The organism is Streptomyces sp. M41, assembly GCF_043673425.1.
GTDB lineage: Bacteria > Actinomycetota > Actinomycetes > Streptomycetales > Streptomycetaceae > Streptomyces.
Map to the genome: position 1 here is coordinate 78,637 of NZ_JBIMKE010000005.1, position 12,193 is coordinate 90,829.

The following is a 12,193-nucleotide window of genomic DNA, read 5'->3' on the forward strand; positions in this document are numbered from 1 at the left end:
GTAACCGCACTTCATGGGCGAGATCCTTGTCGGCACCTGCTCGTGGACCGACCGGGCGCTGGTGAACAGCGGTTGGTATCCGCCGGGGCGCAAGGACGCCGAGGGCCGGCTGCGGCACTATGCCGAGCGGTTCCCCGTCGTGGAGGTCGACGCGTCGTACTACGCGCTGCCCGGCGAGCGGAACAGCCGCCTGTGGGTGGAGCGGACACCGGACGGGTTCGTCTTCGACGTGAAAGCCTTCTCGCTGCTGACCGGGCACCCCACGCGCGGTGCGGTTATGCCGCGGGGGCTGCCGGCCGACGCCCGGGACCCCGGGGTCCTCGACGAGGTGTGGACGCGCTTCGCCGCCGGGATCGAGCCGCTGCGGCGAGCCGGCCGGCTCGGGTGCGTGCTGTTCCAGTTCCCCCCGTGGCTGCGTCCGGGGGCGGCGGCCGAGGCGATGCTGGCGGACTGCGCCCGGCGCACCCAAGGATGGCCGGTCGCAGTCGAGTTCCGGCATCCGGCGTGGTGGCGGGACGGCCGGGCGGACGCCACCCGCGCCTTCCTCGCCGACCACGGCATGGCGGCCGTCGCCGTCGACATGAACCAGACCCTCCCCGCGTCCCTGCCGCCCGTCACCCCCGTCACGTCCGAGCGGCTCTCCGTCGTCCGGTTCCACGGGCGCAGCGCGGCCTGGGGCACCGGCAGTAAGGAGGAGCGGTTCCGCTACGCGTACGACGGCGATGAGCTCGCCGAATGGCTGCCGCGCCTGCGCGCCCTCGCCGAACGGGTCGAACGGCTCCACGTGCTGTTCAACAACTGCTGCGGTGACGCCGCCGTACGGGCCGCGCAGAACATGGCCCGGCTGCTCGGGCTTCCCGCCGGGGCCCGGTCGGCGACGGCGGGCTGACCCGGCGCCCCGTCACTTCACGAAGCGGTACTTCAGGTGGGTGGCAGACGGCGTGGCGACCATCGCGAGCGGTTCGAGGTCGCGCCGTCCGAGGCCCGGGCCCTCGAAGAGCCGCAGCCCGTCGCCGAGGAGCGCGGGCACCACGTGCAGGTGCAGTTCGTCGATGAGGCCCTGCGCGAGGTACTGCCGCACGGTGCTCGCCCCGCCGGCGATGTCGACGTTGCGACGGCCCGCCACCGCCTTCGCCCGGTCGAGGGCGTCGTGGATGCCGTCGGTGACGAAGGTGAAGGTGGTGCCGCCCTCCTTGACCAGAGTCGGCCGGGGACGGTGGGTGAGGACGAAGACCGGGGTCCTGAAGGGCGGGTTGTCGCCCCAGAACTCCTCGCCGGTGTCGTACATCGTCCGGCCCATGACGACCGCCCCCGTGGCGTCGAACCACTCCCGCATCAGCTCGGAGTCGCGGTTCTCCTCCCCGCCGGTCATGCCCTGGCGCTCCCGCCAGCTCGCCAGGTTGTGGATCCACTCGAAGAGCGGCTCGGCGCCGTCTCCCGCCGGGTTGTCGATGGTCACGCCGGTGCCGGCGATGTAGCCGTCGAGCGAGATGGCCAGGTCGGCGGTCACGGTCACGAGGTGCTCCTGAGGTCGTGGCGAGCGCTGGTTGCGCCGCCGTCACTCTTACGTCGATCGGGGAGCGCCGTAATCGACATCCCCGCCGACACGACGGCCGAAAGCCGAGGGACCGCTAGGTGTGGGAGCCGGTGCCGGTGCCGGTGGCGGTGGCGGTGCCGGATTCGGATTCGGATTCGGATTCGGAGGCGGAGCCGGTACGGGCCGACTCGGGGGCCGGTGACTCCGCCGCGGTGGCGATGTTGCGGGCCATGCCGCCGAAGACCGCGGCGTGGAAGGGGGCCACGCCCCACCAGTACGCGTGTCCGGCCAGGCCGTGCGGATGGAACAGGGCCCGCTGCCGGTACACCGTGTGCCCGCGCGCGTCCTCGTCGACGGCCATCTCCAGCCAGGCCAGGCCCGGCAGCCGCATCTCGGCGCGCAGCCGCAGCAGCCGGCCCCGCTGGATCTCCTCCACCCGCCAGAAGTCCAGGCTGTCGCCGGTCCGCAGCCGGTTCGCGTCCCGGCGGCCTCTGCGCAGCCCCACCCCGCCGACCAGCGTGTCCAGCCATCCGCGCAGCGACCAGGCCAGCGGTGAGGAGTACCAGCCGTTCTCGCCGCCGATCGACTCGACCACCCGCCACAGCGCCTGCGGGGACGCCGCGACCGTGCGCTCGCGGTGATCCGTGTAGAGGCTGCCGCCCGCCCAGTCGGGGTCGGTGGGCAACGGGTCGCTGGGGGCGTACGGAGTCGCCGCCGAGGACCACCGGGTGGCCACGTCCGCGTCCTGGACGCGCCGCAGCGCCAGCCGGATCGCCCGGTCGAGGCCGACCGGTCCCTCGGGCGGGTCCGGTACGTACCGGACGATGTCCCGTTCGCCGCAGACCACTTCGTGCCGCAGCGACTCGACGAGCGGGCGGGCGAGGGCGCCCGGCACCGGGGTGATCAGCCCGACCCAGAGGCTGGACAGCCGGGGGGTGAGCAGCGGAACAGGGAGGATGACGCGCTTCGGCAGACCGGCGACTGCGGCGTACCGGCGCATCATGTCCTGGTAGGTGAGGATGTCCGGGCCGCCGATGTCGAAGGTGCGGTTCACGTCGGACGGCAGACGGGCGCACCCCACGAGGAGGCGGAGCACGTCGCGGACGGCGATCGGCTGGATGCGGGTGCGAACCCAGCTCGGGGTCACCATGGCGGGGAGCCGCTCGGTCAGATACCGCAGCATCTCGAACGAGGCCGAGCCGGAGCCGATGATCACCGCGGCTCGCAGTACGGCGGTGGGCACGCCCGAGGCGAGCAGGATGCGGCCCACTTCGGCGCGGGAGCGCAGATGGGGTGAGAGGTCGTGCTCGGCCACGCCGGCCGGGGTCAGCCCGCCGAGGTAGACGATCCGCCGCACCCCGGCGGCATGGGCCTGCTCACCGAAGATCCTCGCCGCACGCCGGTCGGTCGCCTCGAAGCCGCGCCCGGTGCCGAGTGCGTGCACCAGGTAGTACGCGACGTCCATGCCCTCCATCGCCGCGCGCACGGCCGCCTCGTCGGTCACGTCCCCGCGCTGGGCCTCCACCTGCTCGGCCCACGGGTGGTCCCGCAACTTGCCGGGCGAACGGGCCAGACAGCGCACGGAGTGTCCCGCGGCCAGCAGCTCCGGTACGAGCCGGCCGCCGAGGTATCCGGTGGCGCCGGTGACCAGACAGCGCAGCGGCCGGCCGTCGTCGCTCATACGGGTCCTCTCGGGGAGCTCTGCCGTCCTCTCCGAGCCCATGCTTGGCCCCGGGGGCGGGCACCGCAACCGCGCCGGGCGGTTGAGCGGGGCGGAGGACGGCTGTCGCGCACCGCGAGAGGGCCCACCGTGGCGGCATCCCCTCGGCCCGCCCGCCGACGGAAGGGTCAGCCGTGCAGTTCCCGGTAGGCGGCCACCGCGCCCGGGTGGAGGGGGACCGGGCCCGTGGAGATCAGGCTGCGGGCGTCGAGGAACTGGGTGCCGAGGGCCGTGGTGGGGACGAGACGGGTGGCTCGGCGGACCAGGACGCGGGTGAGGGCGGCGGCGATGGGCGGTGGCAGGTCGGGGCGGCACAGCAGGAGGTTGGCCACGCCGATGGTGGTGACCTCGGGCGTTCCCCGGTACGCCCCTGCCGGCACGGTCACCGCCTCCAGGCCGGCGCCCGCCGGTCCCGCCCCCGGCTGTCCGGCACCGGTGCGCAGTCGGGGCAGCAGGTCGGCCAGGGGCAGCAGGCGGATGCCGGGGCGGGTGTCCAGACCGGCCAGCACCGGCAGCGGGACGCCGCCCGCGACCAGCAGGGCGTCGATGGCTCCGGCGCGCATGGCCCGGGCCGCCTGCGGCATCAGCAGGTGGTGGACCCGGACGTCGGTGCCCGGGGTCAGGCCGGCCGCACGCAGCAGTTGGTCCCCGAGCACCGCCCCGCCGGACGCGGGCGCGCCCAGGGACACGGTGCGGCCCGCCAGGTCGGCGACGGTGCGCACAGTCGCGTCGGCGCGCACGGCAAGCTGTACGTAGTTCTCATAGACCCGGCCGATCGCGCGCAGCGGGACCCGGGGGCCGAACGGTGCGGTTCCGCCGTGCGCGGCCCACGCGATGTCGGCCAGGGACAGCGCCACGTCGGCCCCGCGGGCCTGGAGCAGCCGTACGTTGGCCACGCTGCCCTCGCTGTTGACCACCTCGCAGGACAACCGGGGGTAGGCCACGGTGACCTGCTCGGCGAGGAGCCGGCCGAAAGCGGCGTAGAACCCGTCGGGCTCACCGGTCGCGATCCGCAGCCTGCCCTGCGGCCCACGATCGGGCCGCCGTGCGTCGGCTGTCACGGCAGTGGCCAGCAGCCCGGTGCAGGCCGTGCCGAGGACGGCACGCAGCGCCGTACGACGGGAAGCGGGGCGGGAAGCGGGGTGGGCGCGGGGGGCGGTCATGGCGTGGCGCCGCCCGTCGGCAGTGCGACCCGCACCCGCAAGCCGTGTGGCTCGGTCGGGGTGAACGTGACGTGGCCGCCGCGGCCGGCCGTCAGGCGTTCGGCGATCGCCAGGCCGAGGCCGCTGCCGCGTACCGCGCTGTGGCGGTCCGAGCGCCAGAAGCGGGTGCCCGCCCGGGTGAGTTCGGCGGGCGCGAGACCCGGCCCGTCGTCCCGTACCTCGAAGACCGCGTCCGGGCCGTCGGTGTAGCAGCGTGTCTCGACGTGGGCGCCGGCCCCGGCGTACTTGATCGCGTTGTCCAGGAGGATGTCGGCCAGCTGGGCCAGCTCGCCGTCCGTGCAGGGCATGCGGACGGCGGGGCCGGGCACGAACTCCAGCCGGACACCGGCCTGTTCGGCCACCGGCTGCCACAGCTGGGCCTGGGCCGCCGCGACCGCGCTCGCGTCGCACCGCGCTCCCCGGACGTCCGTGACGGACAGCTCGCCGGCCCGGTGCTCGGCGTTCGCGAGGGCGAGCAGGTCGTCGAGGAGGTGCTCCATGCGTTCGAGTTCGGCGGTGACGCCGGTGTAGGTGCGGGTGGCGGAGTCGGGCAGGCGGGACTGGAGCGAGTCGATGCGCAGGCGCAGCGCGGCGAGCGGATTGCGCAGCTGGTGGGAGGTGTCGGCCACCAGGCGGCGCTGCTGTTCCAGGGCGGTGGTCACCGTGTCGGCCATGCGGTTGAAGCCGGTGGCCAGCTGGCGCAGCTCGGGTGGCCCGCCGGCCCGGGCGTGCTCGGCCGGAAGTCCCGCCGCGAGCGCGCCCACGGCACGGTCGAGTCGGTGCAGCGGGCGGACGACCCAGCGGGTGGCCCGGCGGGCCAGGAGCACGCAGGCCGCCGCCACCAGGCCCGCCCCGGCCAGGACCAGGGTCCAGCGCAGCGCGAGGTCGTCGGCGGCGGCCCGGACGGAGGCCCGCAGGACGACCGCGCCGGAGACCCGGGTGCCGGTGCCGACCGGGCGGGCGAGCAGTTTGTCGCCGCGGGACCAGGGGCGCAGCGTGCCGCCGGGGGAGACACGCTGGTTGCGCAGCGCCGCGTCGACGAGGCGGGCGACGGCCGGGTCGGCGGCGCGCATACCGCCGGTCTGCACCACGGGGGCGCGGCCGGCGTCGACGACCACGACCGGCTCACCGTAGAGCTCGGTGTAGCGGGTCACCTCGGCGGTCAGCGCGGCGGTGTCACCGCTCTCGGCGGCGTGGTCGGCGAGGCCCGCGAAACGGTCCAGGTCGGCGGTGCGCGCCGCGATCAGCTGCTGGGTGCGCTGGGACGCGGTGACGCCCAGCAGGGGTATGGCGAAGCCGGCCACCGCCAGCACGGCGAAGGCGAGGACGACCGTCAGGACCCGGGTACGCATGGCCCGCGTCAGCTGCCGAACCGGTAGCCGAAGCCCCGGATGGTGGTCAGCACCCCGGGGCGGCCGAGTTTGGCCCGCAGCTGGGTGAGGTGGACGTCGAGCGAGCGGGAGACGGCGAGGTAGGCGTCGCCCCACACCTCGTCCATCAGCTGCTGGCGGCTGACCGCGGTGCCGGGCCGCGCCGCCAGTACGGCGAGCACCGCGAACTCCTTGGTGGTCAGCCGCACCTCGGCGCCGCCGACCGTCACCCGGCGCGCGTCGAGGTCCACCTCGACATCGTCGGCGCGGACCGTGCGCGGCGCGGGTGCCGAGGCAGCGGCGGGCGAGGCGACGCGGCGGGTGACGGCTTCGATCCGGGCCAGCAGCTCGGCCAGCCGTACCGGCTTGACCAGGTAGTCGTCGGCGCCGAGGCGCAGCCCGCGCACCACCGAGCGCTCGTCGCCGCGCGCGGTGAGGACGACCACCGGCAGGGCGCTGACCGCGCGCAGCTTGCGCAGCACCTCCAGGCCGTCCAGGTCGGGCAGGCCCAGGTCGAGCAGGAGCAGGTCGGCCTGGCGGTGGCGGGCGGGGACGTCCTCGCCGCGCCGCACCCGGGTGGGCAGGTGACCGTGCTCGTACAGGGCCTCGGTCAGCGCACCGGCCACGCCGTCGTCGTCCTCGGCCAGCAGCACCCGCACGGTCGGCCTCCCTCCCGTCAGTTCCGGGCCCCGGTCGCCTCGCTCTCCAGGGGCGATCCGTCCGATGTCTCGCGCATCCGAATGTAGACGAGCAGCGAGACCAGCACGCAGGCGGTGACGTAGTAGAAGTACCAGCTCTCGTGCCCGGCGTTCTTGAACCACAGGGCGATGTATTCGGCGGTCCCGCCGAACAGGGCCACGGTCAGGGCATAGGGCAGCCCGACGCCCAGCGCCCGGATCGAGGTCGGGAACAGCTCGGCCTTCACCACGGCACTGATCGAGGTGTAGAGGGAGCTGACGGCGAGCGGCCCCACCATGAGCAGGAACGCGTACACGGGGTCGCTGGTGCGGGACAGCAGCGTGAGCGACGGTACGACCACCACGGCGCCCAGCGCACCGAACGCGATCAGCATCGGACGGCGGCCCACCCGATCGGAGAGCCGGCCCATGACCGGCTGGAGCACGACGAAGACGAGCAGCGCGAAGAAGTTGATCCAGGCCGCCGTCGGCTTGGCGATGCCGCTGGTGTTGACCATGAACTTCTGGAGATACGTCGTGTACGTGTAGAAGAACAGCGTGCCGCCCATGGTCAGCCCGACGACGACCAGGCACTGCCGGGGGTAGGACAGCAGCAGGCGCAGGCTGCCGCGGGCGGGCCCGTCGCCCTTACCGTCGCCGCCCTCGGCCGCGGCGCGCTCGAAGCTCTCCGACTCGTCCATGCCGCGCCGCAGCCACAGCACGACGATCGCCCCGGCCGCGCCGACCACGAACGCGATCCGCCAGCCCCACGCCTCCATCTGCGCCGCGCTGAGCATCTGCTGGAGGACGATCTGGAGGCCGAGCGCGGTCAGCTGGCCGGCGATCAGGGTGACGTACTGGAAGCTGGAGTAGTAGCCGCGGCGGCCCGGCGAGGCCACCTCCGACATATAGGTGGCCGAGGTGGAGTACTCACCGCCGACCGACAGGCCCTGGAGCAGCCGCGCGGTCACCAGCAGCACCGGCGCCGCGACCCCGATCGAACCGTACGACGGGGTCAGCGCGACGATCAGCGAGCCTGCCGCCATGAGCGTCACCGACAGGGTGAGCGCCGCGCGGCGCCCACGGCGGTCGGCGTAGCGGCCGAGCACCCAGCCGCCGATCGGCCGCATCAGGAAGCCGACGGCGAACACCGCCGCGGTGTTCAGCAGTTGGGCGGTCTGGTCGCCGGAGGGGAAGAAGACCGCGGCGAAGTAGACGCTGAACGCGGTGTACGCGTACCAGTCGTACCACTCGATCAGATTGCCGATCGATCCGCGCACGATATTGCCGGCGACCCTGCGTTCGTCGCGGCGCGGTGTGTGCGCGCGCTCGGTCGTGGTCTGTGTGGCCATCGAGAACTCCCTTGTCTGCGGCCCGGGAGCACACAGAGTCGACGCCGGAGCAGGGCCGCTCAACAGGGCGAACGAAGTCCTAACAGTCCCTTAGGACGTACGACGGGACGTACGCCGGGACGCCTGACCGGTCGTGGACCGGGATGCCTGTGCCGTGGTGCGGGCGTATCGTCCGGTTATGGAACCGCAGGGGTGGCTCGGGGGGTGAGGGCGTGCGGGACACCGCCCGTGCCACGGCCGGGTCGGGCTCGGGTCCGGAGTTGCTGGAGCCCGCCCTGTTGCAAGGCATGCGGGTCACCGGCGCGAACGTCGGCGCGGTGTACCTCCTGCCACCGGGTGAGCGGGTGCTGCGGCTGGCGTTGCTGAGCGGCGTCCCCTGGGAGATCGCGGCGCCGTGGGGGCGGGTCGCGCTGGGCGCCACGACTCCGGTGGCCGACGCCCTGCGCGAGAGCCGGACGGTGTGGCTCGGCAGCCAGGAGGAGCTGGCCCGCCGCTACCCGCAGCTGGCGCTCGTGCTGCCCCACCCCTTCACGCTGGCCGCCGCGGCGATCAGCACCGACGGCACGGTGTGGGGCGGGCTCGTCCTTCAGTGGCCCGGCTCGCACACCGATGAGCTGGCCCCGGGGGAACAGGACGCCATCGACGACCTGTGCAGCCGTCTCGGCGAGCTGCTGCGGATGGCCGCCGACAGCGGCCGGCCCGTGCTGCCGGGGCCCGAACCGCGTCTGGTGCCGCCGCCGGAGGTGCGGGCGGTGGCGCCCTCCGAGGCGCAGGCGGCGGTCGACTTCGCCGAGCGGCTGGACGGGGGCTGCTGCGCCCTCGGCCCGGACGGCCGGATCACCTTCGTCACCAGCACCGCCGCGGACCTCCTCGGCACCGGCGTACCCGACCTCCTGGGCGCCCGGCCCTGGGAGGCGCTGCCGTGGCTGAACGCCCCTGTCGCCCAGGACCGCTACCGGGCCGCGGTGTTCAGCCGCCGCCCGACGTCCTTCACGGCCGTGCGCCCACCGGACCGCCGGCTGTCCTTCCGCCTGAACCCAGACGCCTCCGGCATCAGTGTGCGCATCCTCCCCGTCGCCGACGCCCGCGGCCCCGGCCCTCCGGCGGAGCCGCATCCCGCGCCGGGCGACGCCACGAACCGGGCCGCCGCGCTGTACCACTTCATGCATCTGGCGGCGACGCTCACCGAGGCCGTCGGGGTGCGGGACGTCGTCGAACGGGTCGCCGACCAGGTGCCGCACGGCACCGGGGCCAAAGCCCTGGCCCTGATGACCGCGGAGGAGGGCCGGCTGCGGATCATCGGTCACCACGGCTACGACGCCGAGCTCATGAGCCGTTTCGACGCCGCGCCGCTGACCTCGGACACCCCGGCGGTGCACTGCCTGACGACCGGAGTCCCCAGCTTCTTCGCCACCTTCGCCGACCTCCAGCGCGCCCATCCGCCGGCCGTACTCCAGGACGACATGGCCGCCTGGGCCTTCCTGCCGCTGATCACCTCCGGCCGCCCGGTCGGCTCGCTCGTCCTCGCCTACGACCGGCCGCACCCCTTCGCCCCCGAGGAGCGCGCCCTTCTCACCTCCCTCGCCGGTCTGATCGCCCAGGCCCTGGACCGGGCCGGCCTCTACGACGCCAATCAGCGGCTCGCCCACAGCCTCCAGGCGGGCCTGCTGCCGCACGCCCTGCCGGAGGTGGCCGGACTCGAGGTCGCCGCCCGCTATCTCCCGGCCGGCCGCGGCATGGGCATCGGCGGCGACTTCTACGACCTGATCCGCCTCGACGGCACGACCGCCGCCGCGGCCATCGGCGACGTCCAGGGCCACAATGTGCAGGCCGCCGCCCTCATGGGCCAGGTGCGCACCGCGGTGCACGCCACCGCCGGCTCCCCTCCCGGGGAGGTCCTCGCCCGGACCAACCGCCTGCTCACCGATCTCGACCCCGGCCTGTTCACCAGTTGTCTCTACGCCCATCTGGACCTCGCCCGGCACAGCGCGTGCCTGGCCGGCGCGGGCCATCCGCCGCCGATCCTGCGGCACCCCGACGGACGCACCGAGGTGCTGCGTCCGCCGCCGGGTCTCCTGCTCGGCATCGACCCCGACGCCACCTACCCGGCCACCGAGATCGCCCTGCCGCCGGGCACCGTCCTGCTCCTGTACACCGACGGCCTGGTCGAGGTCCCCGGCGCCGACCTCGACGAGGTCACCGACGCCCTCGCCGAACGGTTCGCCCGGGCCGGTGGCCTGGAGGTGGAGGCCCTCGCCGACGCCCTGGTCCACGATGCCGAGCAGCACGCCCACCGCAGCGACGACATCGCGCTGCTCCTCGTGCGGGCGCGGTAGGGGCGGGCGACGGAACCCGCGGGCGGCGCCGCGAGCGGCCCCCCGGCGGGGTGCCGGCGGGTCAGCGGTCGACGTCCCGATGCCGCGGTGCCGACAGCTCGTCGAGCGCCTCGTCGAGGCTCTCGTCGGGTGCCAGCCGGGTCAGGGCCTCCTTCAGGCCGTCGCAGACCTTCTCGATCTCACGGATCGTACGGCCGCGCTCGGCGAGGATCGCCGAGAGCAGCAGGGCGGTCAGCGACATGGTGCCGTTGAACGCCTGGAGGATGACCATCTGGGCGAGCAGATCCTGATCGGCGAACGGGCCCGCTCCCGTGGCTCCCGCGTGGATGGCGATCACGGAGGCGATCAGCACGCACGAGGCGGCGCCGGGCAGCTGGAAACGGAACGCCGCCCAGATCACGAACGGGACGACCAGGAAGAGCAGGTTGATCGCGCTGTGTGTGGCCACGTACGCGGCGGCCGTCGTGCCGCAGACCAGGGCCACCGCCTCGGCCTGGCGCAGAACGGGCACGCCGCGCGGCCACCGGGCGTCGCGCGCGGCCAGCAGCAGCGGCGCGATGAGCAGGACACCCGTGGCGTCGCCCGTCCACCACACCGACCAGGTGGGCCAGAAGTCGTCGGCGGCGAGCGCATCGGAGGCCACGAGAGCGCTGGTGCCGATCGTCGCGCTGAGCACCATCCCGAGCAGGGCGCCGAGGAAGACCAGCGCCAGCGCGTCCTGGAGCCGGTCGAGCGCGGGACGGAATCCCACGCGCCGCAGGAGGAGACAGGCGCACACCGGTGCCAGCGTGTTGCCCGCCGTGATGGCGAGCACCGGGAGGATCGACGGGCCGAGGGTCACGTTCACCAGGAACGCGCCGAGCGCCACGGCCGGCCACCAGCGCAGCCCCCACAGCAGCAGTACGACGAAGGCGATGCCGGTGGGCGGCCAGAACGGCGTGACCTGCCCGCGCACCAGCTCCTGCTGGAGCCCGAGCCTGGCGCTGGCGTAGTAGGCGGCCACCACGACGACCAGCCGTGCCGCCTGAACGGCGTACGACCGCCGCCGTGCCCTGCGGGCCGCGTCCTCGCTTGCCGCTCCGGCCGGTGGCCGGGTCGGGGGCGGCGGCCCGCTGCCGGGGCCGGCCGGGCCCCGCATGCCGCTCACCTCCCGCCCGGCCGGTGCTCCTCGAGCCCTCCGTACCGAAGGACGAGGACCGCGGCGTCGTCGCTGTGACCGGTGGCGTCCGCCACCTTGATGATCCGGGCGGCCAGTTCCTCCGGGTCGGTGCCACAGGCGCCGCCCGCCAGCGCGGCGACCCGCTGGAGCCCCTCCTCGATCGGGTAGCTCGGCCCCTCCACCAGCCCGTCGGTGAGCAGCACGAACGCGCCCACCTCGGTCAGTGACCGCACGGTCGACGGGTAGGTCTCACCGGCCTGGATGCCCAGCGGCAGACCGCCCGCGTTGAGCACGATGTCGCGACGGCCGTCGGCGGTGGCCCAGACGGCGGGCACATGTCCGGCGCGGGCGTCGACGAGCTCCCCGGTGGCGGGGTCGTAGCGCAGAAAGGAGCAGGTCACGAAGAGGCCGGAGTTCATGGCGACGAGCAGGTCGTTGGTGCGTCGGAGCACTTCGGCCGGGTCCGTGGTGGCGGTCGCGACGGCCCGCAGACAGGTGCGCACCTGTCCCATGAGGGCCGCTGCCTCGACGTCGTGTCCCTGCACGTCCCCGATCGCGAAGCCCGCCGAGCCGTCCGGCATGAGGAAGCCGTCGTACCAGTCACCGCCGATGTCCAGCCCGGCCCGTGCGGGCGCGTACCGGCCCGCCGCCCGCAGCCGGGGCAGCACCGGCAGCTCGGCGGCGAGGACCTGCCGCTGAAGGGCGGCGGCGAGCTCCACCCGGGCCTGCTGGAACTTGATCCGGTCCAGGACCCGGCCGGTCAGGTCGCCGAGCGTCTGGAGGAGATCTCCGGAGCCTCCGGGCGAGGCGGGGCGACGGTGAGCCATGGCATCACACTCC

10 protein-coding genes are annotated in these 12,193 nt (G+C 74.2%); 2 read left to right on the top strand and 8 right to left on the bottom strand.

Annotated elements, in window-relative coordinates:
- The first annotated feature begins 13 nt into the window (after positions 1-13).
- A complete protein-coding gene (locus tag ACHBTE_RS08870; RefSeq protein WP_394722976.1) occupies positions 14-889 on the top strand; it encodes a DUF72 domain-containing protein in 876 nt (291 codons plus the stop codon).
- 12 nt (positions 890-901) lie between these two features.
- Here the strand turns inward: ACHBTE_RS08870 and ACHBTE_RS08875 are convergent, their stop codons facing one another.
- The 6 genes from ACHBTE_RS08875 to ACHBTE_RS08900 all read right to left on the bottom strand — a co-directional run bounded on the left by ACHBTE_RS08875 (position 902) and on the right by ACHBTE_RS08900 (position 7,858).
- Positions 902-1,516, bottom strand: coding sequence for a dihydrofolate reductase family protein (locus tag ACHBTE_RS08875; protein ID WP_394722977.1), 615 nt, complete (start codon positions 1,514-1,516; stop codon positions 902-904).
- Between the two features lie 115 nt (positions 1,517-1,631).
- The gene (locus ACHBTE_RS08880; protein ID WP_394722978.1) at positions 1,632-3,218 is read right to left on the bottom strand and encodes an SDR family oxidoreductase; all 1,587 of its coding nucleotides are present in this window, start codon (positions 3,216-3,218) and stop codon (positions 1,632-1,634) included.
- Between the two features lie 167 nt (positions 3,219-3,385).
- Entirely contained in the window at positions 3,386-4,420 is a 1,035-nt protein-coding gene (locus ACHBTE_RS08885) for a TAXI family TRAP transporter solute-binding subunit (RefSeq protein ID WP_394722980.1), read from the bottom strand.
- Positions 4,417-5,811, bottom strand: coding sequence for an ATP-binding protein (locus ACHBTE_RS08890; protein WP_394722981.1), 1,395 nt, complete (start codon positions 5,809-5,811; stop codon positions 4,417-4,419). Before ACHBTE_RS08890 ends, ACHBTE_RS08885 begins: the two co-directional genes overlap by 4 nt.
- An 8-nt stretch (positions 5,812-5,819) precedes the next feature.
- The gene (locus ACHBTE_RS08895) at positions 5,820-6,488 is read right to left on the bottom strand and encodes a response regulator transcription factor (protein ID WP_394722982.1); all 669 of its coding nucleotides are present in this window, start codon (positions 6,486-6,488) and stop codon (positions 5,820-5,822) included.
- A gap of 17 nt (positions 6,489-6,505) precedes the next feature.
- On the bottom strand, positions 6,506-7,858 hold the full coding sequence (locus tag ACHBTE_RS08900; protein WP_394722983.1) for an MFS transporter: 1,353 nt from the start codon (positions 7,856-7,858) through the stop codon (positions 6,506-6,508).
- A gap of 212 nt (positions 7,859-8,070) precedes the next feature.
- Between ACHBTE_RS08900 and ACHBTE_RS08905 the strand changes: the two genes are divergently transcribed.
- Positions 8,071-10,194 carry a SpoIIE family protein phosphatase gene (locus ACHBTE_RS08905; protein WP_394722985.1) on the top strand — a complete coding sequence of 708 codons (2,124 nt, stop codon included), beginning with the start codon at positions 8,071-8,073 and terminating at the stop codon, positions 10,192-10,194.
- A gap of 61 nt (positions 10,195-10,255) precedes the next feature.
- Here the strand turns inward: ACHBTE_RS08905 and ACHBTE_RS08910 are convergent, their stop codons facing one another.
- Complete coding sequence (locus ACHBTE_RS08910; RefSeq protein ID WP_394722986.1) at positions 10,256-11,332, bottom strand: MASE1 domain-containing protein; 1,077 nt, start codon at positions 11,330-11,332, stop codon at positions 10,256-10,258.
- Positions 11,333-11,337: 5 nt separating this feature from the next.
- Positions 11,338-12,180, bottom strand: coding sequence for a PP2C family protein-serine/threonine phosphatase (locus ACHBTE_RS08915; RefSeq protein ID WP_394722987.1), 843 nt, complete (start codon positions 12,178-12,180; stop codon positions 11,338-11,340).
- Between the last annotated feature and the right edge of the window lie 13 nt (positions 12,181-12,193).

What these genes read in the sequence shown, in the direction of transcription:
- ACHBTE_RS08870 (WP_394722976.1), top strand. Translation starts at nt 14, where the DNA reads ATGGGCGAGATCCTTGTCGGCACCTGCTCGTGGACCGACCGGGCGCTG.
- ACHBTE_RS08880 (WP_394722978.1), bottom strand. Translation starts at nt 3,218, where the DNA reads ATGAGCGACGACGGCCGGCCGCTGCGCTGTCTGGTCACCGGCGCCACC.
- ACHBTE_RS08885 (WP_394722980.1), bottom strand. Translation starts at nt 4,420, where the DNA reads ATGACCGCCCCCCGCGCCCACCCCGCTTCCCGCCCCGCTTCCCGTCGT.
- ACHBTE_RS08890 (WP_394722981.1), bottom strand. Translation starts at nt 5,811, where the DNA reads ATGCGTACCCGGGTCCTGACGGTCGTCCTCGCCTTCGCCGTGCTGGCG.
- ACHBTE_RS08900 (WP_394722983.1), bottom strand. Translation starts at nt 7,858, where the DNA reads ATGGCCACACAGACCACGACCGAGCGCGCGCACACACCGCGCCGCGAC.
- ACHBTE_RS08910 (WP_394722986.1), bottom strand. Translation starts at nt 11,332, where the DNA reads ATGCGGGGCCCGGCCGGCCCCGGCAGCGGGCCGCCGCCCCCGACCCGG.
- ACHBTE_RS08915 (WP_394722987.1), bottom strand. Translation starts at nt 12,180, where the DNA reads ATGGCTCACCGTCGCCCCGCCTCGCCCGGAGGCTCCGGAGATCTCCTC.